This window comes from Pandoraea sp. LA3 (assembly GCF_022696215.1).
Taxonomy (GTDB): Bacteria; Pseudomonadota; Gammaproteobacteria; order Burkholderiales; family Burkholderiaceae; genus Pandoraea; species Pandoraea capi.
In genome coordinates, this window is record NZ_PTPY01000030.1 from 48,505 (window position 1) to 74,321 (window position 25,817).

General features: G+C 63.7%; 18 protein-coding genes. 12 read left to right on the top strand and 6 right to left on the bottom strand.

Features of this window, described 5'->3' with window-relative positions; translation table 11 throughout:
- Positions 1–228: 228 nt before the first annotated feature.
- A complete protein-coding gene (dbpA, locus tag C5N93_RS10345) occupies positions 229–1,671 on the top strand; it encodes an ATP-dependent RNA helicase DbpA (RefSeq protein ID WP_150721149.1) in 1,443 nt (480 codons plus the stop codon).
- Between the two features lie 86 nt (positions 1,672–1,757).
- Entirely contained in the window at positions 1,758–2,369 is a 612-nt protein-coding gene (locus tag C5N93_RS10350; RefSeq protein WP_242559202.1) for a hypothetical protein, read from the top strand.
- Between the two features lie 93 nt (positions 2,370–2,462).
- On the opposite strand, the gene C5N93_RS10355 is transcribed toward C5N93_RS10350, so the two are convergent.
- Positions 2,463–3,491, bottom strand: a complete 1,029-nt coding sequence (locus C5N93_RS10355; RefSeq protein ID WP_242559203.1) for a LysR substrate-binding domain-containing protein — start codon at positions 3,489–3,491, stop codon at positions 2,463–2,465.
- A gap of 169 nt (positions 3,492–3,660) precedes the next feature.
- Between C5N93_RS10355 and C5N93_RS10360 the strand changes: the two genes are divergently transcribed.
- The 6 genes from C5N93_RS10360 (at position 3,661) to C5N93_RS10385 (ending at position 12,495) form a co-directional block, all read left to right on the top strand.
- Positions 3,661–4,926, top strand: a complete 1,266-nt coding sequence (locus C5N93_RS10360) for a D-amino acid dehydrogenase (RefSeq protein WP_242559204.1) — start codon at positions 3,661–3,663, stop codon at positions 4,924–4,926.
- Positions 4,927–5,086: 160 nt separating this feature from the next.
- Positions 5,087–5,989 (top strand): transporter substrate-binding domain-containing protein, encoded by a 903-nt coding sequence (locus C5N93_RS10365; RefSeq protein ID WP_069344798.1) that lies wholly within the window; start codon positions 5,087–5,089, stop codon positions 5,987–5,989.
- An 85-nt stretch (positions 5,990–6,074) separates the two neighbouring features.
- Positions 6,075–6,803, top strand: a complete 729-nt coding sequence (locus C5N93_RS10370; RefSeq protein ID WP_242559205.1) for an amino acid racemase — start codon at positions 6,075–6,077, stop codon at positions 6,801–6,803.
- Between the two features lie 526 nt (positions 6,804–7,329).
- The gene (locus tag C5N93_RS10375) at positions 7,330–9,105 is read left to right on the top strand and encodes a GGDEF domain-containing protein (RefSeq protein ID WP_174980965.1); all 1,776 of its coding nucleotides are present in this window, start codon (positions 7,330–7,332) and stop codon (positions 9,103–9,105) included.
- 18 nt (positions 9,106–9,123) lie between these two features.
- Positions 9,124–10,623, top strand: a complete 1,500-nt coding sequence (locus C5N93_RS10380) for an HDOD domain-containing protein (RefSeq protein WP_242559206.1) — start codon at positions 9,124–9,126, stop codon at positions 10,621–10,623.
- Positions 10,624–11,124: 501 nt separating this feature from the next.
- Positions 11,125–12,495, top strand: a complete 1,371-nt coding sequence (locus C5N93_RS10385) for a nucleobase:cation symporter-2 family protein (RefSeq protein WP_069344795.1) — start codon at positions 11,125–11,127, stop codon at positions 12,493–12,495.
- A gap of 3 nt (positions 12,496–12,498) precedes the next feature.
- On the opposite strand, the gene C5N93_RS10390 is transcribed toward C5N93_RS10385, so the two are convergent.
- From C5N93_RS10390 to imuA, 5 genes are all read right to left on the bottom strand, one after another.
- Positions 12,499–13,965, bottom strand: coding sequence for a hypothetical protein (locus tag C5N93_RS10390; RefSeq protein WP_242559207.1), 1,467 nt, complete (start codon positions 13,963–13,965; stop codon positions 12,499–12,501).
- A gap of 237 nt (positions 13,966–14,202) precedes the next feature.
- Positions 14,203–15,594 carry a hypothetical protein gene (locus C5N93_RS10395; RefSeq protein ID WP_242559208.1) on the bottom strand — a complete coding sequence of 464 codons (1,392 nt, stop codon included), beginning with the start codon at positions 15,592–15,594 and terminating at the stop codon, positions 14,203–14,205.
- Positions 15,595–15,830: 236 nt separating this feature from the next.
- Positions 15,831–19,292 carry an error-prone DNA polymerase gene (locus C5N93_RS10400; RefSeq protein ID WP_242559209.1) on the bottom strand — a complete coding sequence of 1,154 codons (3,462 nt, stop codon included), beginning with the start codon at positions 19,290–19,292 and terminating at the stop codon, positions 15,831–15,833.
- Positions 19,293–19,323: 31 nt separating this feature from the next.
- Positions 19,324–21,090, bottom strand: coding sequence for a DNA polymerase Y family protein (locus C5N93_RS10405; protein WP_242559210.1), 1,767 nt, complete (start codon positions 21,088–21,090; stop codon positions 19,324–19,326).
- Entirely contained in the window at positions 21,047–21,916 is an 870-nt protein-coding gene (imuA, locus tag C5N93_RS10410; protein WP_242559211.1) for a translesion DNA synthesis-associated protein ImuA, read from the bottom strand. Before imuA ends, C5N93_RS10405 begins: the two co-directional genes overlap by 44 nt.
- A 187-nt stretch (positions 21,917–22,103) precedes the next feature.
- On the opposite strand from imuA, the gene C5N93_RS10415 reads away from it, so the two are divergent.
- The 4 genes from C5N93_RS10415 (at position 22,104) to C5N93_RS10430 (ending at position 25,555) form a co-directional block, all read left to right on the top strand.
- The gene (locus C5N93_RS10415) at positions 22,104–23,414 is read left to right on the top strand and encodes an Nramp family divalent metal transporter (RefSeq protein WP_242559431.1); all 1,311 of its coding nucleotides are present in this window, start codon (positions 22,104–22,106) and stop codon (positions 23,412–23,414) included.
- A gap of 249 nt (positions 23,415–23,663) precedes the next feature.
- Positions 23,664–24,305 (top strand): CsgG/HfaB family protein, encoded by a 642-nt coding sequence (locus C5N93_RS10420; protein ID WP_069344850.1) that lies wholly within the window; start codon positions 23,664–23,666, stop codon positions 24,303–24,305.
- Positions 24,306–24,443: 138 nt separating this feature from the next.
- On the top strand, positions 24,444–24,893 hold the full coding sequence (locus tag C5N93_RS10425; RefSeq protein WP_347403302.1) for a DUF4810 domain-containing protein: 450 nt from the start codon (positions 24,444–24,446) through the stop codon (positions 24,891–24,893).
- Positions 24,890–25,555 carry a DUF799 domain-containing protein gene (locus C5N93_RS10430; RefSeq protein ID WP_217432407.1) on the top strand — a complete coding sequence of 222 codons (666 nt, stop codon included), beginning with the start codon at positions 24,890–24,892 and terminating at the stop codon, positions 25,553–25,555. The genes C5N93_RS10425 and C5N93_RS10430 overlap by 4 nt, the downstream gene beginning before the upstream one ends.
- Positions 25,556–25,817 lie beyond the last annotated feature (262 nt).

The window sequence follows — 25,817 nt, forward strand, 5'->3', positions numbered from 1 at the left end:
ACAGGCAAAAGACGTGCAAGCGGCAAGCAGAGCCATGCTACGCCCGGCGGCCCCGGACTGGCAACGGCGCAATCCCTGAGATCGGGTATGCTGGGCCGTCCGAGCGTACCGGTGTCCGAGCGTGCCGAGACCGTACCGAGATGCGCCCTCCGCCCGAAACCCGTCCACCGGCGCCGCTGGAGCCACCGGAGCCACCGGAGCCACCGGACATACCCGGTATAATCGCGCATGAACTCAAAAGCCACCGATTCGCGCAACGACAGCGCCCCGTCGCCCTCCGCTGCGCCCACGACGACGCCCTTCTCGAACCTGCCGCTCTCGCCTGCCATGCAGGAGAACCTCGCACGGCTCGGTTACGTCTCGATGACGCCCATCCAGCAGGCGTCGCTCCCGGACATTCTCAACGGTCACGACATCATCGCGCAGGCCAAGACCGGCAGCGGCAAGACCGCCGCGTTCTCGCTGGGCCTGCTCCAGCGTGTGGACGCCCGCGATTTCGCCGTTCAGGCCGCCGTGCTCTGCCCCACCCGCGAACTCGCCGAACAGGTGGCACAGGAAGTGCGCCGCATCGCTCGCGCCGAGGACAACATCAAGGTCCTCACGCTGTGCGGCGGCGCCCCGCTGCGACCGCAGGCCGAGAGCCTTGCACACGGCGCTCACGTGATCGTGGGCACGCCCGGGCGCATCATGGATCACCTCGATCGCGGCACGCTCTCGCTCACCGGCATCAAGACGCTGGTGCTCGACGAGGCCGATCGCATGCTCGACATGGGCTTTTTCGACGACATCGCCACCGTCGCCCGCCAGACACCTGCGTCGCGCCAGACGCTGCTGTTCTCCGCCACGTACCCCGAAGGCATCGGCAAGCTCGCACAGCGCCTGCTGAAAACGCCGCGTGAAATCCGTCTGGAAGAGAAGCACGACGCCAGCAAGATTCGCCAGCGCTTCTATGAAGTTCGTGACGAGGAACGCCTGCACGCCGTGGGGCAGTTGCTCGATCATTTCCGCCCGGTGAGCACCATCGCGTTCTGCAACACCCGCGCGCAGTGCAACGACCTGACCGACGTGCTCCGTGCCGAAGGCTTCCACGCGCTGACGCTGCACGGCGATCTGGAGCAGCGCGAGCGCGACATGGTGCTGATCCAGTTCGCGAACCGCAGTTGCTCGGTGCTGGTGGCCACGGACGTCGCCGCGCGCGGGCTCGACATCGCGCAACTCGAAGCGGTCATCAACGTGGACGTGACGCCCGACCCCGAGGTGTACGTGCACCGCATCGGCCGCACGGGCCGTGCCGACGAAGACGGCTGGGCGTTCAGCCTGGCGACGATGGACGAGATGGGCCGCGTCGGCAACATCGAAGCGGCCATGGGCGGCGAAGTCCAATGGCACAAGCTCGCCGAGCTGACGCCCTCGGGCAGCGGCCACCTGCTCCCGCCGATGGTGACGATTCAGATGCTGGGCGGCAAGAAGGACAAGATCCGTCCGGGCGACGTGCTCGGCGCGCTCACGGGCGAAGCCGGTTTCGCCGCCGCGCAGATCGGCAAGATCAACGTGATGGAAAACTTCACGTATATTGCCGTGGATCGCGACATCGCCCCGGTGGCGTTGCGCAAGTTGTCAGATGGACGCGTCAAGGGCCGCAAGGTCAAGGTAAGATTCCTTCAGGATTGATTGCCGGGGCTCGCGCGAGCAACGCCGAGCCCACCCCATCCCTGCCGGATGTCCCCCTGAGCGCCACGCGCCAATAGGAGGCTGCAATGAGGTCACTGCGTACCCTGTTGTTCTTCCCTGCGGCGTGGCGCCGGGCACCCCAGATACTGATCTGCGCGGCGGCCATCGCACTGGCCGCTTGCAGCACCAAGGGCGTCGCGCCCAACCCTGCCCTCACCGAAGACACGCTCGACGAGTACGCCATCGTCATCGTCGGCCTCGACACGCCATTGCAAAGCACCTGGGGCCCGTGGAATTTCTCGGACTTCAACCAGACGGTCAACGGCATCATCGGCGGCAAGATCACCCGAACCCTCAACAGCAATCCGCCAACACGCGGCTATCTCGCCATGCGTGTCTCGCCGCTCATGCGCAACGAGCGCTTCGGTCCGATGGAGTTCACGCCGCCCGACAACAGCTATCGCTTCCGCTATTGCAAGGGGCGCAAGGTGCCGACAGTTCAGGTCAAACGCGGGGACGTGATCTACGCGGGCACGCTCGTGCTCGACAGTCGCGACGGCAAACTCTGGCTGCGCACCGAGTTCGACATGGCGGGCGCGCGCCGCTTTGTGCAGGCGAACTATCCGTCGCTCGCCGACAAGCTCCAACCCCAGCCGTTCACGTATTACGAAGTGAAGAGCGAACCGGGTTGCCGGTAAGTCCTGGATGCCCTGGCTCACGCCGATGAGCGCCGCCGGCGTGGCATCACGGCATGCGAGGCGAAAGCCGGTCCCTCGGGAGTCCGTCCGGGTTCAACCCGCCTGCGCCTCGTCGCTCGGCGTGAGCACGATCTCGCGCCCCTCGCACAAGGTGTCGGCGCGTTCGCTCAGTTCGTTTGCGACGTCGGACAAATGACGCCGCAGCGTATCGGCCAGCACCGACTCCGGGGCATGCGCCGGGCGCAGCATCTCGACCGGAAACTCGATGGCCGGCGAGACCCGGTACAAACGCTGCGCCTGCACATGCGCACTCGCTGCGGTGAACTGATCGAGTAGTGCGTAGCCCAGCCCATGCTCGACGAGCGCCGCCGCGAGGGAATAGGTCTGTACCATCAGTTCGGCGTCTTGCAGCAGTTCGGTCTGATCCAGACGCTCGTTGATCAACGCCCCCAACGGCGTGTCGTCGTGCAGCTTGATGAGATCGCGACCGGCAAGCGCGTCGGCACTGGCGGGCCCGCGCCGCGAAAGCTTGGGCCATGAGGCCGGCACAGCGAGCACGATGTGCCCCTGTGCCACGGGACGGCTCACGATACCGGCGGCCATCGGCGGCGCCGATACGATGCCCACGTCGACTGAGGACGTCAGGATCGCGGTAATGGTTTCACTCGTGTGATGGGTGATGAGTTCGAAGACCACGTCGGGATGCGCCCGGCGCATGCGTTCGATGGCCGCCGGCAGCAGACTCTGCGCAAGACTCGGCGTGACGGCGATGCGCAGATGACCCACGCCGTGCTGACGCAGATTGCGCGACGTGGTTCGCAACCGTTCCAGATCGGTGAAGATGCGCTCGACGTCGGGATACAGGCGCCGGGCTTCCGCCGTGGGCACGAGACGTCCCTTGATGCGATCGAAGAGCTTGAAGCCGAGCTGCTGCTCGGCATGCTGCAACACGCGGGAGACGACCGGTTGCGAGACGTTGAGCAATTGCGCCGCGCCGCTGGCCGAACCGGTCAGCACCACCGCGCGAAATGTCTCGATATGCCGCAATTTCATGCCTGACGTGATCTCCCTGTCTTCGATGCCCGGATCGGCAGCACCGCCGATCCTATAGCCAAAAGACATATGCTGCCTCAAATCTGCATAGGTTGCCGAATTTTCTCCCCCTACACTGCGTAGCAAAGGGCGGGAGAAAAAGGACCCTGGAAGGGACCACAGAAAGGACGGCACAACCGCCCTCCGCAAATTTTTTCCTGCCTTGCGTTCCCTTGCGTTTTTCGTTGTTATCTATCTCATGCACATTGGAGTTATCGGCGCGGGTATCGTCGGCCTTGCCAGCGCGTATCAACTGATTCGCGCGGGTCATGACGTCACGGTGATCGATGCCGGACGCGGTCCCGGCCTCGGCACCAGCTTCGCCAACGGCGGTCAGTTGAGCTACGGCTATGTGTCGCCGCTCGCCGCCCCCGGCGTGCTCTCGCAACTGCCGTCGCTGCTGTTCTCACGCACGGGACCGCTGCGCATCAAGCCGTCGCTCGATCCGGATTTCTGGCGCTGGTCGGTCGAGTTCGTCAAACACTGCAATGCCGGTGCGAATGCCAGCTCCACGCTGCGTCTGCTCTCGCTCGGGCTGCACAGCCGCGAGGTGATGCTGGAATTTCTGGCGCAGGAATCTCAGGCGTCGGCCGCGTTCGCGTACCGTCTGAGCGGCAAGCTGGTGGTGTATCGCGACGCCGCCAAGCTCGCGGCGGCCGAGCGCTCGCTGGAACTTGCCAACGGACTCGGCTACCCGCAGCGCCGGGTCGACGCGGCGACGTGCGCCACGCTCGAACCCGCGCTGGGCAAGATTGCAGGCGAGTTGGCCGGCGGCATCTACACCCCGGGCGAAGGCACCGGCGACTGCCAGAGGCTTTGCAACGAGCTGGCGCGCATCGTCACCGCCTCCGGGCGCGGCACGTTGCGCCTCGAACAGGAAGTGACCGGGTTCGACGTGCGAGGCAACACCGTGCAGGCGGTTCGTACGCGCACCGGCGACATCCCGGTGGACGCCTGCGTCGTCGCCAACGGTCTGGGCGCCGTGCCGTTGTTGCGTGAGGTTGGCGAGCCGGTGTCGATGTACCCGCTCAAGGGTTACAGCCTGACGTACCGCGACGCGCCGTCGGATGCCCGCCCGCAAGTCTCCGTGACGGATGCCGACAACAAGGTCGTCTACGCGAGTCTCGGCGACCGTCTGCGCGTGGCGGGCATTGCCGATCTGGTCGGGTACGACAATGGGATCGCGGCGCACCGCATCAGCGCGCTGCGTACGTTATCCGCCGGGCTGTTTCCCTCGTTGCGCGGCACGCCGGCGCCGCTCGAATGGACTGGCATGCGCCCGTCCACGCCGCATGGGCGGCCGGTGCTGGGGCGCGCGGACAAGCTGGGGAATCTGTGGCTGAACGTCGGCCACGGCGGTTTGGGTTTCACGTTGTCGATGGGGGCCGCACGCGCCATCGCCGACGCCATCGACGGCAAGCGTCCCGCCGTCGATCTGACAGGGTTTGCCCGGCTGGCCGCGTAAGCGTCGGTATTCGACCATGTCGGGGCACTCGGGCACACGGCCGGCGTTGCAAGACACCGGACCGCACGCGAGGCATCAGCGGCACGACGCCCACGGGGAACGATGGGGCGTGTCGGGTTGTATCAGTGTTTTACATTCACCTCCGATAGGACAAGAGACCATGAAGAAGCTGTTTGCTCCCCTGCTGCTCGTCAGCGCCGCCGCCGCCCTGTTCGCGCAAGCCGCGAGTGCAGAGGAACTGACCGGCACGCTCAAGAAGATCAAGGACACCGGCGTGATCGCCCTCGGCGTGCGCGAGTCCTCGATTCCGTTCTCGTACTCCGATAACGGCGGAAAGACCATCGGCTACTCGCAGGAAATCGCGCTGAAGATCGTCGATGCCGTCAAGAAAGAGCTGAAGACGCCGAACCTCAAAGTGACGGAAACGCCGATCACGTCGCAGAACCGCATCGTGCTCATGCAGAACGGCACGATCGATCTGGAATGCGGCTCGACCACCCATACGTTCGATCGCGCCAAACAGGTCGGCTTCTCGCACAACATCTTCCTCTACTCGATCAAGATGATCGCCAAGACGGGCTCGGGCATCACCGACCTGAACAGCCTGAAGGGCAAGACCATCGCGACGACGGCCGGCACCACCGCCGACCGCATTCTCTCGGGCAAGAAGGGGGAAGTCGGCTTCAACCTGATTCAGACGAAGGAACACTCGGACGGCTTCCTGACTGTCAAGCAGGGCCGTGCCGTCGCGTTCGTGATGGACGAGCCGCTGCTCTACGGTCAGCGCGCCGCCCTGTCGGCGGACGACGCCAAGGGCTATGAAATCGTCGGCCCGAACCTCCAGTTCGAAAACTACGCCTGCATGATGCGCAAAGATGACCCGGCATTCACGAAGGTCGTGGACACGGTCATCGCCGACATGGAGAAGTCGGGCGAGATGGAGAAGCTGTACAACAAGTGGTTTACGCAGCCGGTGCCGCCGAAGAATCAGAACATGAACTATCCGATGACGCCGGAAATGCGCGCCATGTTCAAGGACCCGATCACGAAGGCTTACGACTGATCCTGACGGACTGACCGTTGTGCAGGGACCACGGTCCCTGCACCGGACGATCCCGTTTTTTGCCGTTTCCTCAGATTCCCCCCTCATGAACTCGCACGCCACGCTCGGCATCCTCGGCGGCATGGGCCCCGCCGCTGGCATCGACCTCTGCCGCAAGATCGTCGACCAGCACCCCGCCAACCGCGATCAGGATCACATCCCGTTCATCCTGTATTCGGTCCCGCAGATTCCCGACCGCACCGAAGCGCTGCTGCGCGACGGCGCCTCGCCCCTCGACGGCATGCTCGATGGCGTGCATGCGCTGGAACAGTCCGGCGTAGGCTGCATCGCGATTGCCTGCAATACCGCTCACGCGTGGCTCGACGCACTGCGTCATCGCACCCGTCTGCCCATGCTCGACGTGGTCGAAGCGGTCGCCGGCGAACTGTCGACGTGCGTCGCGCCCGGTGCCCCGATCGGCCTGATGGCCACGGAGGGCACGCATCACGCCAACGTCTACCGGCCCCGGCTCGAAGCGCTGGGCTACCGTTTCGTCAGCCCGAGCGAGCCGCTGGCCCACCAGGCGCTCGTCAATGAAGGCATCCGCCTGACCAAGGCCGGAGACATTCGCCGCGGCGGTGAAGCCCTCGCAATGGCGATGGAACAACTCCTTGCCGCCGGTGCGCAGCGCGTGATCCTCGGCTGTACCGAAATCCCGGTCGCACTGGCGACCCTCGATTCGCCGCTCGCGCGCTTCGGTCTGGATGCGTCCGCCGCGCTGGCTCGTGCCTGCATCGCCTGGTCGCTCGCACATGAAGTGCAGACACATGGTTGAGCGGGAACTCGCCACGCCCGAATCCTCAATTTCCTGATTTCTCATTTTCCCGACGCCTCTCTCATCTGCCGCGAATCGCCGGCCCCCAAGGGCAGCGCGCGGCAGCGTCGGCCGACCATGAATGTTGCGATGTTGCATCGCAATGACAAAATCCACGATTGCTGCCCCCTCAAGTCACTCCGGCTTGGGTAGACTGGCGCACGCAAGTTGATCGCGCCGGTGAAAATACCGGCGGCATGGAGGTGTTCCGGGCGGACGATGTTGACCGAACTTCGGTCAAACGCCACCGGCCATGCAGGAAAAAATCCCGATTGTCTTGTAGGAAAAAATCCAACACGGGAAATCCGTTGGAAAGCGGCGTGAAACGGGGATTGAGGCCATCAAAATCGCTGGCGTCTTTAGCTATAATGGCCCACAATCCATCGGACACCTGCCGGACCACGGTCCGGCCATGAGCGCGTTTGCCTTAACGGGGAAGCACATGAGCGGCAGCGCGCTCGACGTGATGCATGCACAGACAACAACAATGAGTTCAGATCGACTCCCAGCCGGTGTGCCTTTGGTCGAGCCTTCGACCCTGGCACCGGCAATCGCCGAGGCCAACGCCACGGCGCCGGCCCCGGCATTGTCCCGGGCGCTGGTCGAGCTGACCGGCGGACTTTCGGCACATGTTGCAGCCGATGGCCGTTTCCTTTTCATTGCCGAAGCCTCCCTGCGTCTGCTCGAGTACTCGCGTGAGTACATCGACCATGCCACGCTCTTCGAGCTGACTGGCATCGAAGACGTTCCCTTGTTGCAGGATGCGTTTTCCGCCGCCCAGACCCTCGGTCCCCAGCAGTGCACGGTACGCCTGCTGCGCGGTCTGACCGACCGTGTCTGGATGCGCCTTCGCATTGCCCAGTACACGCCGCGCATCGGCAGCGCCTCCAGCGCCACGTTCCTCGTGCACGGCGAAGACATCACCGCGTTCAAGGAAAACGAAGCGCGCCTGTCCGACCTGGCGGTGCGCGATGCGGTCACGGGTCTCGGCAATCGTCAATATATTCAGCAGTGCATCGTCGAGACGATTCAGCACGCGCGTGAGGGCGGCCCGAATTTCGCCGTCGCCCTGCTCGATCTGGACGGCTTCAAGAAGGTCAACGACTCGCTCGGTCACGACGTGGGCGACCAGTTGCTGCGCGACGCCGGCCAACGCCTGATCGCGCAGATTCGCGAGACGGACATGGCCGCGCGCATGGGCGGCGACGAATTTGTCCTGGTGCTGCCCGGCTGCGATAACGAACAGGCGCTCGGCGGCATCATGAAGCGACTGCTCTCGGCGGTTCAACAGCCGTTTCAGGTCGGCGATCAACTGCTGCACCTGACGACGAGCATCGGCGTGTCGTTCTACCCGCAGCACGGCGACTCGGCCGGCCTGCTGATCAAGCACGCCGACGCCGCCATGTACTGCGCCAAGGATCGCGGCCGCAACGGTCTGTTCGTCTACACGGACGATCTGGGCGATTTGCACCGCAAGGCGTTTTCGCTCGAATCGGCGATGTTCGAGGCCATTCACAACGGTGAATTCAGCCTGCATTACCAGCCGATCTGCGATCCGGTTTCTCTGAACGTGAAGGGTGTCGAGGCGCTGATGCGCTGGCATCCGGCACTCGGTCCTGTCTCGCCGGCCGAATTCATTCCGCTGGCCGAGGCCAACGGTCTGATCAACTTGCTGGGCGGCTGGGCGTTACGCGCCGCTTGCATGCAGCTCGCGCGCTGGGATCGCACCCGGCTCGACGGGATCTACATGTCGGTCAACGTCTCGGCACAACAGTTTCACCATCCGTCTTTCCCGAGCCTCGTGTGGCAGGCGATCGCCGACTCCGGCGTGGAAGGTCACCGGCTGGTGCTCGAAATTACCGAAAGCGTGCTCATGCGCGACCCGGAGCAGGCCAATCTGGTACTGCGCGAGTTGCAGACGCTGGGCGTGCGTTTCGCCGTCGACGACTTCGGCGCGGGCTATTCGAGCCTGGGATACCTCAAGCGTTTCCCGCTCTCGGCGCTCAAGATCGACCGCAGCTTCGTCAAAGACATGCCCACGTCACCGAACGACCGTACGATCGTCACGGCAGTTCTGGGACTGGCACGCGAGCTGGGTCTGTCGGCAGTCGCCGAAGGCGTCGAGACGGAAGAACAACGGCAGATGCTGATCGATCGCGGCTGCCATTCCATCCAGGGCTGGCTGGTGTCGAAGGCCTTGCCTGCGGGAGAACTGGAGGCGGCCTTTGCGAGCGGGCGTCTCAACGTGGATGCCGGCCACTGACCGGACAACCCCGCTACCATGAGCCTTACCAAAGAAAAAACGCTCGAATTGTTGTGGCAGCGCATGGCTGAGCGCGGCGACTTTCCGTCGCTGCAACGCTCGGTCACGGGCATCGTGTCTGCCATGCAAAGCGAGAACACGAGCACGGCCGACCTCGCGTCGTCGGTGCTCTCGGATTTTGCCCTCACCCAGAAAGTGATTCGTCTGGCCAACTCCGCCATGTATGCGCCGTTCGGCTGCAACGTGACGACGGTCTCGCGCGCGATCATGATTCTGGGTGTCGACACGATCGGTCACCTGGCCCTCAGCCTGAAACTGCTCGAAGGCTTCGGCGAAGTCGCCGCGCGTCGCGACGACATGGCACGCGAGCTGGCCCGCGCCACGCTCGCAGGCGCTTTCGCCCGCGACATCACTTCCAAGAACGGGATCCGCGACGGTGAAGAAGCCGTCGTCTGCACGTTGCTGCATCACGTGGCACGTCTGCTCGTGACGTATTGCTTCCCGAACGAATGGGTCGAGATTCAGGAAATCGCGGCCGAGCAAGGCATCAGCGACAGCGATGCCTGCGAGCAGGTGCTGGGCATCTCGTTCCCGGAGCTGGCCGAAGCGGCAGCGCGCAAATGGGGCCTGCCGGAATCGATTGCGACGAGCATGCGCCCGATCGATCTCGATGGCGACGCGCCGCTCTCGCACGCCGACTGGCTGTGCGCCGTCGCGAACATGTCCAACGAGATGGTGACGGAGCTCACACGCGGCGCCGATGCGGCACGTCTGGCCGAACTGGCCGAGCGTTATGCCGATCGCCTCGCGCTGGACATCAGCGAAGTGGTCTCCGTCGGTGAGGAGATGGCGCGCGACACGAGCCATCAGGAATTCATTGCGATCAGCACCGGCGCCTCGAACACGCGTCAGCCGCCGGCGGGCAAGCCGCTGGATTCGGCGCGACGTCTGGCCGACGGGCTTTCGGAAGTGCGCGCCGCCACCGGTGAGACCGATGCGGTCGGGCTGCTCAACCTCACGCTCGAAGCCATCCTGCAATCGCTGGGCTTCGTCAATTGCGCGGCGTTCGTGCGCGCGCCGGCGGGCAAGTTCTTCGAGATGCGTTTCGGCATCGGGCGCGACGTGCAGCCCCTGCTCGGCCTGACCTTCCCGGAAGCGTTCGAGCCGGACGTCTTCCATCTCGCCCTGACCAACGGCCGTGCGATCCTGATCGACAACGCCCGCGAGCCGCGCATCGTGCCGCGCATTCCGCTGTGGCACCGTCAGCACTTCTCGCACGTGAAGTCGTTCTTCCTGCTGCCGGTTCGCCAGCGCAATCAGACGGTGGCGTTGCTCTACGGCGATTGGGGCGGCGCCTTGTGCGCAGGCGGCATCGGCGCGAAGGAAATGGAGTTCCTGCATCACATGGGGGACGAGATTTCGAGCAAGCTCGAGAGCGTCGCTCAGCAAAATGCGGCAACGGGCAACACCGCGGATTCGCTCGCACGCAAGCCCTCGGGCACGACGGGCGGCCGTTAAGTCAAGTTAAGTCAAGGCCACGCCGGTTCATCTCGCAATCACGCGAAGCCGCGCCCGTCCGACAACCGTCGACGGGCGTTTTTGTTTGTCCGCGCCGGTCGTAGCGGTGTCTCGGCAATTCATATCGCCAATGCAATCTTTGGTATCGCGGATTCGATATAGTCTGCGGCGCTCGTCCTGCGACGTCGGTCATGCACTGGATATTTCGCACACGTGCCGCCGTGCGCCATAGCGGTGCAATGTCACGCGCTCCGGCGCCGTTCCCCGCGTGGCGTAAGGCATTAGCCCGTTTGGGCAATGTCCCTGCGCGCAGGCGTAGTATGTCGCCAGACCGCAGTTTTTCTCCACGACTGCGCGTCAGTCGACGGCCGCGCATCGTCCGCAATGTCCTTCGATGTTTTTTGACGCGACTCGCTGCACCCCGGTAAAAAATTTACGCTCGGTTTCGCCTTATCAGTCAGGCCATGTAAATCAAATCGTACCGTCGGATCAGGAGAAGACATGACGCAATCTGCTGCTGCACCGGTGCATCCGGTCGACGAGCGCCTGCCGCTCCCCAAGTTGTTCACGCTGGGATTGCAACACGTGCTGGTGATGTACGCGGGCGCCGTTGCGGTGCCGCTGATCATCGGTGGCGCGCTCAAGATGTCGGTCGATCAAATCGCGTTCCTCATCAACGCCGACCTTTTCGCCTGCGGTATCGCCACGCTGATCCAGACGCTCGGCCTGTGGATCTTCGGCCTGCGTCTGCCGATCATGATGGGCGTGACGTTTACCGCCGTGACACCGATGATCGCCATCGGCACGAACCCGGATCTCGGCCTGCTCGACATCTACGGCGCGACGATTGCCGCCGGCATTATCGGCATTCTCATCGCGCCGTTCATCGGCAAACTGCTGCGGCTATTTCCCCCTGTCGTGACGGGCACGGTCATTACGGTGATCGGCATCTCGCTCATGGGCGTGGGCATCAACTGGGCGGCGGGCGGTTTCGGCAATCCCGACTACGGCAACCCGCTGTATCTGGGCGTGTCGTTCGCGGTCTTGCTGTGCATCCTGTTCATCACGAAGTATGTGCGTGGCTTCTTCTCGAACATTGCCGTGTTGCTGGGCATTCTGTTCGGCACGATCGTGGCGATCGCACTCGGCAAAGTGTCGTTCGCAGGCGTGTCGGAAGCCCCGTGGTTCGGCTTCGTCATGCCGTTTCACTTCGGCGTGCCGCGCTTCGATCCGATCGCCATCGCCACGATGACGCTGGTGATGCTTGTCACCTTCATCGAGTCGACCGGCATGTTCCTCGCGGTGGGCGACATCGTGGGACGTCCGGTCGATCAGAAGACGCTGGTGCGCGGCTTGCGTGTCGACGGACTGGGCACGATGATCGGCGGCATTTTCAACACGTTCCCCTACACGTCGTTCTCGCAGAACGTGGGACTGGTCGGTGTGACGGGCGTCAAGAGCCGCTGGGTGTGCGCCATGGGAGGTTTGATTCTGATCGTGCTGGGGTTGTTTCCGAAGGTGGCGCACGTGGTGGCGTCGGTGCCGCAGTTCGTGCTGGGCGGCGCGGGCATCGTGATGTTCGGCATGGTGACGGCCACCGGCATCAAGATTCTCTCCACGGTGGATCTGTCGAAGAACCGCTACAACCTGTACATCATCGCGATCAGTATCGGCGTTGGGATGATCCCGGTGGCGTCGGACAAGTTCTTCATGAAGCTGCCGCACGCCCTCGCCCCGTTCTTCCACAGCGGCATTCTGCTCGCATCGATCAGCGCTGTGCTGCTCAACGCACACTTCAACGGGTTGCGTAGCGAGGAAGAAGCGAGCGCGCTGGCGCAGGAGGCCGGCAAGCAGGCAGATGCGGCGCATTGAGGGTTATGAGGTGTGGGTGTTGAACCGATTTCTGATCATTTCATCGAGTTGCCGATGTTGTCGTTGCGTGCTCTCCTGAACTGCGTCAGTGACGTCAGCGATGTGTTGATCGAGGCGTCCGTCATTGTAGTCAAACGGTTCGCGCAACGTTAGTCCGCTCAGCCAGTGCGGACCAGCAATGTCGGAAACGGCGTCGAGATCAGAGGTTTCAGGAGGCGCGGCAACTTCCGCTGGAATGCCTGCCGCTCGACCGAAGATCCATGCAAACCACATCGCACGCCGTTCCTTTTCCGAATCAAAGTCGGAACACATCGATCCGCTGGCGCGATTCCGGACGACCATCGCCCCATTGGCCACCATTTTCTCGAAGATGTCTCCATCACATCGATCCAACTGAATAGACGATATGCGATCGGTCGACGCGTCAAACTCGGGAAACATCTCCTGGAAGTACGGCGCTAATGCCTCCTCCAACGACAGGAATGGCGCGGTATATCGCCTGGGCTCCGACGGTGGATTGAGCCCAAATCTGTCCAGCCCGGCCTTCATGACGCCAAGTGTCCGAGTCCATAGCGGCTGTTGGTGTCCAGCGAGGTAGAGTGTTGCGCTCTTTTTGTCGTTGGCGTGGTCAGTGGCATCACCGTGAAACATGAGGATCATGCCGGGCACGGCCAGACTGTCGGTTTTTTTTGCCGCCGTATAAAACACGTTGATCCGGAGGGTATAAGCGTGCTCCGATACCGTGCGCTCCATCCCTACGGGGTTCCGACAGATGCTGCGCATGAGTGAGCGCATTCCGGGCGTTAGCTTTCTTTTCATGACGGGATCGTCGATAAGATCTGACAACGCGCGCTTAGACCACGGCACGATCACTTGGCGGCACGAAGAATCCGTTTCCGACAGAAGATAGTCGGCAACGACGTGCGCGAATGCGTGCCCCTGATCTTCTGGCAAACCACCCCGAATCCACGAGGCCGCCATATCGATAGCACGCCGGATAGGGACATAGACATCGGGCTTCTCCGACTCTGTCCCCTCGCGCACCCAGTTGTCCATTTCGTGCTCAGGCCAGCGGCCTATCCGGCTCGCAAGATCGGCGATGATCTGCCATGCCGTCCCAACCGGTCGGATTTCTCGCGAATCCGGGGCTCTGTGCAAGATCGTCACATGCCGCAGATCGATGTCGCCCGGCTCGACCGATGGACAAAACCGCTCAAGGAGCCGGGGCGGCAGGGTGAACATTTCCCGTTCGACTGAATCGATGAAAGCATTCATTTCTCGCCGCAGATCCGTCCATTCGTCGGGTGCCTCCGTCGCCACGTACGACAACCGCTTTCCTGGGATGCTTTTGTCGGCATCTGACGTCGTTTGCGGCGAAGTTTCCCGGGTCGAGGCGCTTTCCCTCGCGTCGCCAGACGTCATGGACGAAACGGGAATCTGCGGGAGCAGAAAATTCGAATTGACCTCCATAGTGCGCTCCTTGGGCAAAGAACATGAACTGTCATCGACATCGCCTCGGAATGCGGGGGGACGGATCGGACACGTGATCCAGCGAGGAACACAGTCACCGGCGACCTGCAACCGGCGATGCCCGGGATGACAGTGCATTTTTTTCTGTGTCGCGAGTGCGCTCTACCAAAAATCGATGCGGTCTGCATGGGCATTGCCCTACATTGCCTGAACGGGTTGCGTCAGGTTGCGGCGGCTTTAAGCCGCGCGATCATTCACCGCCGCGGCGATATCATCGCTCATGCCCCACAAAGAAGCCGCCAATTGCCTGCCCGGATTCAGAGACAGCAACGCGTCTTCAAAACCGACGGTGGCGTCGGGGCGCCCTCCGAGCCAGTCGCGCCACAGACTTCGCGTCGTACTTTCCGATGCAAAGTCTCGCGCCATTGACGCCCTCGCGCCCACATCGACGACACGAGCGGCGTCCGTCGCCATCTTTTCGAAGATGTCGTCGTTGTACGGCACCAGTTCGGCGCGGACAACCTTGTCCGACGCCTCCGAAAAGTCCGGCACCATCAGCTTCAGGTAATAGGGCAGCATCTCGCCCAACGACAACGTTGCTTTTGGAAATGCCGATAACGGCTTCACACTCGCGTTCGCGGCAAATTCGGCGATCGATCTCTCCATGCTGCCGAATGCGCTGGCCCTGAACGATTTCTCCATGCCGGCGCAGTAAAGCACCGCCGATTTCGTTTTTCTGTTTTCGGCGCCGCTGACGGCTGTCGAGACAATCACCATACCCGGGACAGTCAGGCTGTCGATACCGTTCGCACCCTTGCGAGAAACGCCAATCTCTACGGTGTAAGCAAACACACTGGCCCCTTTGCGATCAAGACGCGCTTCGATGGTGGGGTGCTCACAGAGGGTATTCAAAAGGAAGGCAATCAACCGCTGCGCCGATTTCTTTTCGTCGATTTCAACCTTGATACACGCAGCAAGCTCATCCCGATTCCATTGCGCGATCGTTTCCCGCGCCGAGGCATCGTTGAGCACCGCATCGGCAATCGACCGGGCTGTTGCACGCGCACGATCTTCCGGCACATCCTGACGCACCCAGGTCACAGCGGCATCGATGGCCGATCTCGCCGGCTGGAATGTCTCCGGATCCTGGCCATGCTTCACGCAAACCCACTGGTCGTAGTCCGCCTCCGACCAACGGCCGGTACCGCTCACGATATCCGCGATCAGTTTTCCTGCCGATCCGACTACCTTGTACTGCGGCGGTTGCGGCGCCGCCTGAGACGCAGCCTCCCCCGAGGGAAGCACCACGCCGATGAGCATGTCTCTCGGATGCATGCCGTCCGGGAGATCGAACGCGGAGAATATCTCCCGAGGCAATGCGTTCAGCCCGGCGTCTAGCGCCTGCGTGAATTCGTCGAGAGACGCCACGTCGTTCGACAACCTCTCCGCATCCACCGAGGTCGATGGCATCGCGCCCGCTGCGATCGATGACGACACTGCGCCATCGTCCTGGGGGATTCGGGTGCTTTCCGATATCGATGAGGATTGTGAGGATGGCGCGGAATGGTTCGCGATATCGGGACTGACAGTGGGCACTCCCAGTCCTGACGATAACGAGTTGATTTCCATGAGGGGCTCCGGATGTCTGATGTGGCGGATCGTCGGTGGATATCCCAATCCCACAGGACGGGGCGGGACATGCACGTTCGCCCTCACCGACGTTGCGCCATCGTTGCCCTGATATCGCCAAGGCACTTTCAACAATCGACCCAACGCCTGCGAGCTATTTCCCCCGCACCGACGGCCCGGCGCTGTGACATCGCAGCACCGCGGCACCGCGGCACCACAGCGCCGCGAAATAAGCCTCAATGAAAATTCCGGCTCGAAATCGTGAGTTCACCCAGCATCGGCGAAAGATCGATCAGGCGATGCGCGACCAGATGGGTAACGCGTTCCTCGCGCTGCCATATCCCTTCCACGCCCAATAGCGACGACGCCAGCAACTCCTTGCGCTGCGCCTCGACCAGATCCGGCCAGACGATCACGTTGATGACGCCCGTCTCGTCTTCCAGCGACACGAAGACCGTGCCGTTAGCCGTGCCCGGACGCTGACGTCCCGTCACAATGCCGACGGCGCGCACGCGCCGCCCGTGCACGCCATCGGACTGCAACTCCTTTGCCGTACGCACGCGCATTTTCGTCAGCTTCTCGCGCAACAGCAGTAACGGATGACGCCGCAACGTCAGCCCCGTACTCGCATAGTCGGCCACGATGTCCTGCCCCTCGGCCATCGGCGGCAAGGCCACCTGCTCATCCACACTGCCCGGCGCGGCGTCGCGCAGGACAGTGGCTCCCAGCAACGGCGTAGGCGGCTGCCAGGCGGCCACTGTCCAGCGCGCCTGACGCCGTCCGCCCAGGAGGGCCGACAAGGCGTCCGCTGCCGCCAGGGCATCGAGATCGCGACGCGACAACGCAGCGCGCGACGTCAGATCGTCGATATCGGTAAACGGCCGCGACCGACGCGCACGCTCGATGGCCTGCGCGCCCTCGGCAGACAGGCCCTTGACCAGCGACAGGCCGAGGCGCACCGCCGGTCGACGCGCATCCCCATACCGGCCGACCCTCGCCTCGGGACGCGACTCGACATCGCTCACGCACACGTCCACCGCGCGAACCTCCACACGATGCCGTCGCGCATCCTGCACCAGTTGCGAGGCCGAATAGAACCCCATCGGCAAACTGTTGAGCAACCCGCACAGGAACATCTCCGGCGCGTGACACTTGAGCCACGCACTGGCGTATGCCAGCGAGGCGAAGCTCGCCGCATGACTCTCGGGGAAGCCATACTCGCCGAACCCCTCGATCTGACGACAGATCGCCTCGGCAAACTCGAGCGGATAGCCATTCTTCAGCATGCCGTCGACGATGCGGGTCTGGAATTTCTCCAGACCGCCTTTGCGCTTCCATGCCGCCATCGAACGACGCAACTCGTCGGCATCGCCCGCCGAGAAGTCAGCGGCGATCATCGCGATCTGCATGACCTGCTCCTGAAAAATCGGCACGCCCAATGTACGTTCCAGTGCCGGTCTGATGGCATCACACGGATAGACGACGTCTTCCGGTTTCAGCTTGCGCCGCTTCAGATAGGGATGCACCATGCCGCCCTGAATCGGCCCGGGGCGCACGATCGCGACCTGCACGACCAGATCGTAGAACTTGACCGGTTTCAGACGCGGCAACATGCTCATCTGCGCTCTCGACTCGATCTGAAACACGCCCACGGTATCGGCGCGGCGGATCATGCCGTACGTTGCCGGGTCATCGCGCGGGATTTCGGCCAGTTCGATCGGCTTGCCCTGCCATTCGCCCAGCAGATCGAGCGTGCGCCGCAACGCACTCAGCATGCCGAGCGCCAGCACGTCGACCTTGAGCAGTCTGAGGGTCTCGATATCGTCCTTGTCCCATTGAATGACGTAACGGTTCTCCATCGCGGCCGGCGCGATCGGCACGAGACGCGAGAGCTTGTCGCGCGCAATCACGAAGCCCCCGACGTGCTGCGACAGATGCCGCGGGAAGCCGATCAGCCGCGCCACCAGATCGGCCCAAAGCCGCGTCGTCGGCGCATCGGGCGACAACCCCTGCGCGGCCATGCGGGCGAGCAGGTTCTCCTTGCCGTCCCACCACTGCTGACTCTGTGCCACCTGCTCGACGATGGACAGATCGATCCCCAGCGCCCGCCCCGTATCGCGCACGGCGCTGCGCATGCGATAGCTGATGACCGTTGCCGCCAGCGCCGCCCGGTCGTTGCCGTACTTCCGATAGATGTACTGGATGACGATCTCGCGCTTCTGGTGCTCGAAGTCGACGTCGATATCGGGCGGCTCCTTGCGCTCCCTCGACAGAAAACGGCCGAACAGCACTTGCGCTTCGTCGGGGTTCACCGCAGTGATGCCCAGGCAATAGCACACCGCCGAGTTCGCCGCCGAGCCGCGCCCCTGACACAGGATCTTCTGGCTGCGGGCATAGCTCACGATGTCGTAGACCGTCAGGAAGTACGGTTCGTACTCAAGCTCGCGAATGAGCGCCAGTTCCGCCTTGAGGAGCGCCACCACTTTCGGCGGCACACCGTCCGGATAACGCCACGTCGCCCCCTTGTCGACCTCCTGACGCAGATACGATTCCGGCGTATGGCCTGCGGGCACGAGTTCTTCCGGATATTCGTAACGCAGTCTCCTCAGATCGAAATGACATCGCGAAGCGATCGCCTCCGTCTCGGCCAACGCCTCTTTCGGATAAAGCCATGAAAGCCGTAGCCGGGGACGCAAATGTTGCTCCGCATTCGCCGTGAGCGACAACCCGCACGCCTGCACCGGCACGCCCCGCCCGATGGCAGTAAGGGTGTCCTGCAATGGCTTGCGCGAGCGCACATGCATGAGGACATGCCCTGTCGCGACGAGCGGCACGCCGCATTCGACGGAGATCGCACGCAGACGCGCCAACTGCGCCTCGTCGTCCGCACGGTGACGACGTTCCAGCGCGAGCCAGATCCGCCCTTCACCGAACGTCCGGGCGGCCCAACGCGTCTGCGCCAGCGTCAGTTCGGCGCTCGCGTCGGGGTCCGGCACCAGAATGAGCAGACAGCCCTTCAGACCGCGCAGATGCGCGTATTCCCCGGTCGGCGCACTAAAATCGCCCGGGTGCAACCGATAGCTGCGATTCGGACCACGCATGCGTCCGAGCGTGATCATCTCCGACAGATTGCCGTAGCCATCACGGTGCTGCGCCAGCGCAACCAGATGCACGGTACCGAGTGCGTCTGGAAGATCACGGGGATCGAGAGGATCGTGGCCCGCCAGCGCGCCCGGCTCGACGCCCGTCAACCTGCGCTGTTCGGATGATGTGTCGTGTGACGATGGCGATGGCGATGGAACCGGCGGCCGGGTCGTCGACGCTCCCGTCGATTGCGGCACTTGTGATGCGACACACTCGGGCGTCAGACGAAACTCGCTGCCGACGATCAGCTTCACGGCCGGATACTTGGTCGCTTCCGCGAGCGCCCGTACGACACCGGCGACCGAACACTCATCGGTGATGGCCAAGGCGGTGTATCCCAGATGAACTGCCCGTGCGAATAACTCCTCGGGGTGCGACGCCCCACGCTGAAACGAGAAATTCGACAGGCAATGCAATTCGGCGTACGCCGGCAGGCCGCCCTCATCCTCCCTGAGCGGCTGAGCAGGGGCGTCTTCGGGGGTGTCGGCACCGTCGTCGTTGGCGGCCAACCCGTCGGTCGACCCTTGCCAGGGGAGAAAATCGTCGAAATTCATAAGGCGACTTATCGATCGGCGTTCACCGGCATCAGCCGAACAGGCCGTGCAGATACCACGCGGCGTCGGCCCCTTTCACCGGACGCTCCCGAAACACCCACAGCAGCGCCCCCGAGACATCAGCCGCGATGAAGTAATCGCGCGTGACCGTGCCCGGCTCCCACCATCCCGCCTCGATCCGCTCGGGGCCGCTCACCAGTTGCAACGGCCCCTGCCGCCACGGACGCTCCTGCTGCACGCGCAACCGTTGCGGGGCATCGAGCAGCCATGCCGGACGCGGCGGCAATGCCTGCGCAGTCTCCGGCAAATGACGCGACGTCCCGGCGCTCGGCCCTCGCGCGCCATGCGTGGTACGGGTACCCACGCTCGCGCCTGGGTTGGTGTCCGAGCTGTTGCCTGCTCCTGCGCCCCCGCCCGCCCCATAAGCCACGCTGACGAACGCCGCCTCGGGGCGATGGTCGCCGCGCACCTGCAAACGCCGCACATGCTCATCCCCCAGACGCGCCGCCACACGCTCCATCAATTGCACGAAGTCCTGACGCTCGCGCCCGGGCTCCGGCAGTAACGACCCGTTTTGCGGAACGTGCGGTGCGGTCTGGGTCACATCGAGCCGTAGCGTCAGCACCGGTGCAACCAGCGGCGCACGCGCGAGCCGCTCCTTGCACAGCGACAGCAAGTGCGCCGGCGCGGCACTGGCCTCGGCCAGACGAATGTCGAAACGCGTCGGCGCCAGCGTCTGTCTGCCGAGCGGTTCGTGTTCGAGTATCAGTGTCAGCGAGCGCGTCGCCAGTTGGCCGGCGGCCAGCCATCCCGTCAGTTGCGCCAGCAAGCGGCGCAAACCGAAGAGCAGCACTTCGACGTCGTGAGTGAGCGACGGCAACGGCAAGACCGCTTCGAAATGCGGCGGCGCGCGGTACCACGCCGGGGCTTCCGGCGTATCGCCATAAGCGCGGGAAAGCGAAGCCATCAACGCTGCGCCGCAGCGACGCCTGACGCCCGCCGCTGGCAGCGCTCGTAGCGCCCCCAACGTCGCACAACCGATTTGCGCGAGCCAATCGAGCCATGGCTGCGCTTCGGGCAGCAACGCGACTGATAGCGGGTCGAGTTGCGACGGCAGCACGGCCAGCGGAGGTGGCAACAACGGCTCGCCGGGCTCACCGGACTCGCCATGCCATGCCGACGACATTGACGACGACGTCTCTCCGGACTTCGATGCCGCTGACGCCAAGTTCACCGGCACGATCGAGCGACGCGACGCGCGCGACTTCATCGCCGCCTGCATCTGTTCCGGCGTCGGTGCATGCGAATCGACAGGTGGTGAGGCCACTTCTGCGGCACGCGCGAGCAATACCGCAGCGCTGGCCGTCGCGGCCATCCCCAACGATGCGCGATGCCCAAGCGCTTCGGCACTCTCCAGCACCTGCACGGCCAACGACGCCAGACCGCCGAACAGACGCAGGCTCGGCGCAACGTCGATCACCACACACTGCGGCGCGGCAATCGCGACATCGGGCCCGAAGCGCAGCAAGGCCAGCGCCAGGGCTTCGAGCGCCAGCGACTCGGCCCCCTCGTCGCGATCGTGAAACCGGGCTTGCGGCAACAGCGCCAGCACGCCGCCACGACGCATCCCCGGCTGCACCCCGGCCGCCTGTGCGGCCTCGCTCGCCTGCCAGACACGCGACTGCGCCAGCACGACCGTCGTGTCGGCCTGCGCGCCCGCGTCCCCGTGCGCACGCATACGCGGCGAGGCGACCTCAAGCGCCAGAGATGGCAGATGCAGGGCGATCCAGCAGGCCATGCGAGACTCCGGAAGCAGAAACGAAAGAAGCGGTGGAAGGGGTGGACGGAACGGGCGACGGTGTCGGATCGGGCCGCACATGCCATGGCATCGCATCGTCCCAGGTCCCCGTCACCGGTTGCGGTGCACGCGTATAAGGCGCAGGCAACGTCAACCAGAGCGGATCAAGGCGGGGCGGTCCGCGACGTTTGTGAAACTGCACCCCGAGCTGACTGCCCTCCCCGACGGTAAGCCCGAGCCGCAGCGGCGCGGCCGAAGCTGTCGAGACCGCCGCCGGCGCACGCACCACCCAGGTCAGCGTATCGCCGCCGCCCGCCGCGACCTGAAGCCGCCGGAGTTGCTCCGGCGTCGCTGCGGGCAGCCACGTCAGCACCGCCCCGCAGCAAGCGCTTTTGAGCGCCTGCTCGGCGCACCAGAGCATGTCGCGGTCCTCGGCTTTCATCCCCCGCCCCGTACGCTCACCGGCCCCGCGACGCCCCCGGGACACTCCGGACACCGCAGACGCCGGACGCATCACGACGCTCAGCCAGCGCAAATCGATCCCCCATCCCGCCAGTGCCGGTGCGTACGGCAGCATCGGCGGCGCAATGACCATCACCGGCTTGCCAGCCTGTGTCAGGTCGCGCAACGTCGGCGCCAGCAGCCGCCACTCGCCGATCCCCGGGCGCTCGCACAGCAGCTCCGTCACCGCGCCATGCGGCCACCCGGCGCCGGGCAACTCAGCGTCGAGCGCGGCAAAACCGGTGGTGTGGCCCGCGCGGTGGCAATGCGCCAGTTCGCTGGCACGCCATAGCCCGGCAGGCAGGGAGGAAAGCGGCAGGGTCATCTGGAGAGTCAAGCACCCGAATACTGTATGAATGTACAGTATAGCAGTTCATCGAATTTCGGCAGCATTCCAGTGGCTTCCCATCCATCGCGCCTGTCGCAATTTGTCCGTGCTTTCCCGACGATCGTGCTTGCAGGCAAACGCCGGCCCGGCTAACGTGAGCGTCATTGCCAGTCATCCCACCCTCATGCCGCTCCCGACTACCGCCACCGCGCCTTTCTGCCCCTCCGAGGTCAAGGGCAGCATCGTCATCGACGCGCGCCAATCGCGCTGGACCAAACTCAAACGCTTCGCCGGCCCCGGACTGCTCGTCGCCATCGGTTACATGGATCCCGGCAACTGGGCAACGGACATTCAGGCCGGCTCGCAATTCGGCTACTCGCTGCTGTGGGTCGTGGCGTTATCGAGCCTCGCGGCCATCTTTTTGCAGATGCTCGCCGCCCGTCTCGGGCTGGTGGCCGGACGTGACCTCGCACAAGCCAGCTACGAACGCTACGGCCGCATAGGACGTCTGGTGCAGTGGATCACGGCGGAGATTTCCATCATCGCGTGCGATATCGCCGAAGTGCTCGGCTGCGCGCTGGCCTTCAAGCTGCTGCTGGGGGTACCCATCTCGTGGGGGATCGTGCTGACTGCGCTCGACACGATGATCGTGCTCGGCCTGCAAGGCAAAGGTTTCCGTCAGATCGAAGCGATCGTTTTCGGATTGATCGGCACGATGGCGTTCTGCTTCGTCGCACAAGTCGCCATGGCGCCGCCCGACTGGCATGCCGTGGCCGCAGGTCTCGTCCCCGGCGCGCCCAGCCACGACCGGCGCGACGCCATCGTGCTGGCGCTGGGTATCGTCGGCGCGACGATCATGCCGCACAACCTGTACCTGCACTCTTCCGTCGTGCAAACCCGACGCGTTGTCGGCGGCAAGCGTGGCGACGTGCACGACACGCTCGCATTGGTGCGTATCGACACCTGGGGCTCGCTGCTGATCGCCATGTGTGTGAATGCGGCGATTCTGATTCTTGCCGGGTCGGTCTTTCACGCGAGCGGGCAGACCAACGTCACCGATATCGAGCAGGCGTATCAGTTGATCACGCCGATTGCCGGCGGGGCCGCCGCTTTCATGTTCGGCATTGCCCTGCTGGCGTCCGGACAAAGCTCGACACTCACGGGCACCATCGCCGGGCAAGTCATCATGGACGGCTTTCTGCACATGAAGATCCCCTGCTACCAGCGACGCCTGATCACGCGCGGCCTCGCGCTGGTGCCCGCCCTCATCGGCGTGCTGTGGCTCGGCGACGGCGCCGTGGGCAAGCTGCTGGTCTGGAGTCAGGTGTTGCTCAGCCTGCAACTGCCGTTCGCCATGTGGCCGCTCATTCGCTCGGTCAGCGACCCGCGCGTGATGAAAGGCAACACGATCGGACGTCCCACGCAGGTCTTTGCGTGGTGCCTGTTCGTGGTCATCACCGGCACCAATCTGCTGCTGATTTTCGGACTGAGCTGACGATCCGGGCGTGAAAGCCCGCAAGGGCGACGCCCGGCATCCCTGTACGCAACGCCAACGCGACAATCGCACGTGCTACCATCAGTACCCCTTATGAATCCGCAGAACAAAAAAGCGTCAGGAAAATAAGGGACCAGATGACTCGCAACGGATCGATGCGATCGCGCATCGTCCTGCGAGCACCAAAACACACTGAGGGGTATCAACGTGCAGAAAAGCAAGTCCGGCATTGCGCTGTTCAGCGCCACCATGCTCGCGATGGCAACGCTCGGCGGTTGCGCTACCGAAAGCTCGCGTACCGTAGAAGTCGCCAAGGTCGAGAGCGCAAGCCGCGCCTACGTCGGCGTGCGTACACCGATCGCCGTCGGCAAGTTCGACAACCGTTCCGCATACATGCGTGGCGTCTTTTCCGATAATGTCGACCGCCTCGGCAGTCAGGCCAAGACGATCCTGATCACGCATCTTCAGCAAACGAATCGCTTCAACGTGCTCGACCGCGACAACATGGCCGAGATCCGTCAGGAAGCCGACATCAAGAAGACTCAGCAGACGCTCAAGGGCGCTGACTACGTGATCACCGGCGACGTCGTCGAGTTCGGTCGCAAGGAAGTGGGCGACAAACAGCTCTTCGGCATTCTGGGCCGCGGCCGCGAGCAGATCGCGTACGCCAAGGTCAATCTGAACGTGGTCGATATCTCGACGTCGGAAGTCGTGTATTCGAGCGGCGGCGCCGGCGAATTCGCCCTGTCCAACCGCGAGGTCATCGGTTTCGGCGGCACAGCGGGCTACGACTCGACGCTCAACGGCAAGGTCCTCGACCTCGCCATGCGCGAAGCCGTCAACAACCTCGTCGCCGGCATCGAAAGCGGCGCCTGGAAGCCCGGCAAGTAAGCCGACCGCATCCCTTTTTGCAGCATGCCGCAGCGCGTGATTCGTCACGCGCTCGTTCGCGCGCGTCAATCGGGTGCGAGCAGCGCCTACCACGAAGGACGCGCAGGCTGCGGCATGCCTGTCAGGATCTCTATCGTCATGAATCGCACATTTCCTACACTCTCACCTACGCGCTCACCTGCGCGCTCACCTACGCTCTCATTACGCCGTCCCGGCGCTATCGGTCAGGCCGGCCGTCTGGGCGTAGCGGCCATCGCGGGCGCCATCATCGTCACGCTGTCGGGTTGCGCTACGCCGCAAAAACCGCTGTACGACTGGGAAAGCTACCAGCCGCAGGTCTACGAGTATTTCAAGGGCGAATCGAAGGAAGCGCAGATCATTGCGCTCGAGCGTGATCTGGAGAAGATCAAGGCGTCGAACAATGCAGCGCCGCCGGGCTATCACGCGCACCTGGGTCTGCTCTACGCATCGGTCGGCAAGTCCGACAAGATGGTCGAGGAATTCCAGATCGAGAAGCAGTTGTTCCCCGAATCCGCCAATTACATCGACTTCCTGCTCAAGAACAAGACCACGGAGGCCAAGCAATGATCGCCCGACTCTGCAAATGGATGACGGTTGCGGCACTGGCCGCCGTGATGACCGGCTGCGCCATGCATCAGGCCAAACCGTATGACTACACGGCGTTCAAGGAAAGCAAACCGAAGTCGATTCTGGTGCTTCCGCCGCTGAACGAATCGCCCGATATCGACGCCACCTACAGCGTGCTCTCGCAGGTCACGGTGCCACTGGGCGAAGCCGGCTACTACGTGATGCCTGTCGCGCTGGTCGACGAGTCTTTCCGTCAGAACGGTCTTACCGTTGCCGGTGACATTCATCAGGTCAGCCCGGCCAAGCTGCGCGAGATCTTCGGTGCGGACGCCGCGCTCTACATCAAGATCACCCAGTACGGCACGAAGTACATGGTGCTCGACAGCGCCACGGTGGTGACCGTCACGGCCGATCTCATCGATCTGCGCAACGGTGCGAAGCTGTGGAGCGGCGTGGCCAGCGCGTCGAACAACGAGGGGAACAACAACGGTGGCGGCGGACTGATCGGCATGCTCGTCACGGCAGCCATCAAGCAGATCGTCAACAGCGTGTCGAACGCGGGCTACACGGTCGCGGGCACCGCCAACGCACGCCTGCTCTCCGCCGGACGCCCCAACGGCATGCTCTACGGTCCGCGCTCGCCGAAGTACGGCACGGACTGATGTCGCGACGCCGAACCCACCGTGAGCCTCACGCTTACCGGCCGGTTCGGTGCCACGGCGATGTCGGGTGACGGAAAGATTGGGGATCGTCGGCCCCGTCGCCTATAGTGGTAGCGCATGATGCCGCCGGATCGCAACGGTCCGGCGCGTCCTGCGGAAAGTGTGGTATCTCGCTTCACCTGGACCGATAGCCGACCCCGTCGCAGCACGGGGACAGAAATGCCTGACGACGCGCGCCGTCGCTTGCGCGTGTGCCGGTGTC

Excerpts from the sequence above, each read along its gene's own strand:
- C5N93_RS10415 (WP_242559431.1), top strand. The coding sequence starts at position 22,104 with ATGCCGCTCCCGACTACCGCCACCGCGCCTTTCTGCCCCTCCGAGGTC.
- C5N93_RS10400 (WP_242559209.1), bottom strand. The coding sequence starts at position 19,292 with ATGAATTTCGACGATTTTCTCCCCTGGCAAGGGTCGACCGACGGGTTG.
- C5N93_RS10385 (WP_069344795.1), top strand. The coding sequence starts at position 11,125 with ATGACGCAATCTGCTGCTGCACCGGTGCATCCGGTCGACGAGCGCCTG.
- C5N93_RS10365 (WP_069344798.1), top strand. The coding sequence starts at position 5,087 with ATGAAGAAGCTGTTTGCTCCCCTGCTGCTCGTCAGCGCCGCCGCCGCC.
- C5N93_RS10390 (WP_242559207.1), bottom strand. The coding sequence starts at position 13,965 with ATGGAGGTCAATTCGAATTTTCTGCTCCCGCAGATTCCCGTTTCGTCC.
- C5N93_RS10395 (WP_242559208.1), bottom strand. The coding sequence starts at position 15,594 with ATGGAAATCAACTCGTTATCGTCAGGACTGGGAGTGCCCACTGTCAGT.
- C5N93_RS10350 (WP_242559202.1), top strand. The coding sequence starts at position 1,758 with ATGAGGTCACTGCGTACCCTGTTGTTCTTCCCTGCGGCGTGGCGCCGG.
- dbpA (WP_150721149.1), top strand. The coding sequence starts at position 229 with ATGAACTCAAAAGCCACCGATTCGCGCAACGACAGCGCCCCGTCGCCC.
- imuA (WP_242559211.1), bottom strand. The coding sequence starts at position 21,916 with ATGACCCTGCCGCTTTCCTCCCTGCCTGCCGGGCTATGGCGTGCCAGC.
- C5N93_RS10420 (WP_069344850.1), top strand. The coding sequence starts at position 23,664 with ATGCTCGCGATGGCAACGCTCGGCGGTTGCGCTACCGAAAGCTCGCGT.
- C5N93_RS10380 (WP_242559206.1), top strand. The coding sequence starts at position 9,124 with ATGAGCCTTACCAAAGAAAAAACGCTCGAATTGTTGTGGCAGCGCATG.
- C5N93_RS10405 (WP_242559210.1), bottom strand. The coding sequence starts at position 21,090 with ATGGCCTGCTGGATCGCCCTGCATCTGCCATCTCTGGCGCTTGAGGTC.
- C5N93_RS10360 (WP_242559204.1), top strand. The coding sequence starts at position 3,661 with ATGCACATTGGAGTTATCGGCGCGGGTATCGTCGGCCTTGCCAGCGCG.
- C5N93_RS10370 (WP_242559205.1), top strand. The coding sequence starts at position 6,075 with ATGAACTCGCACGCCACGCTCGGCATCCTCGGCGGCATGGGCCCCGCC.
- C5N93_RS10355 (WP_242559203.1), bottom strand. The coding sequence starts at position 3,491 with ATGTCTTTTGGCTATAGGATCGGCGGTGCTGCCGATCCGGGCATCGAA.
- C5N93_RS10430 (WP_217432407.1), top strand. The coding sequence starts at position 24,890 with ATGATCGCCCGACTCTGCAAATGGATGACGGTTGCGGCACTGGCCGCC.
- C5N93_RS10425 (WP_347403302.1), top strand. The coding sequence starts at position 24,444 with ATGAATCGCACATTTCCTACACTCTCACCTACGCGCTCACCTGCGCGC.
- C5N93_RS10375 (WP_174980965.1), top strand. The coding sequence starts at position 7,330 with ATGAGTTCAGATCGACTCCCAGCCGGTGTGCCTTTGGTCGAGCCTTCG.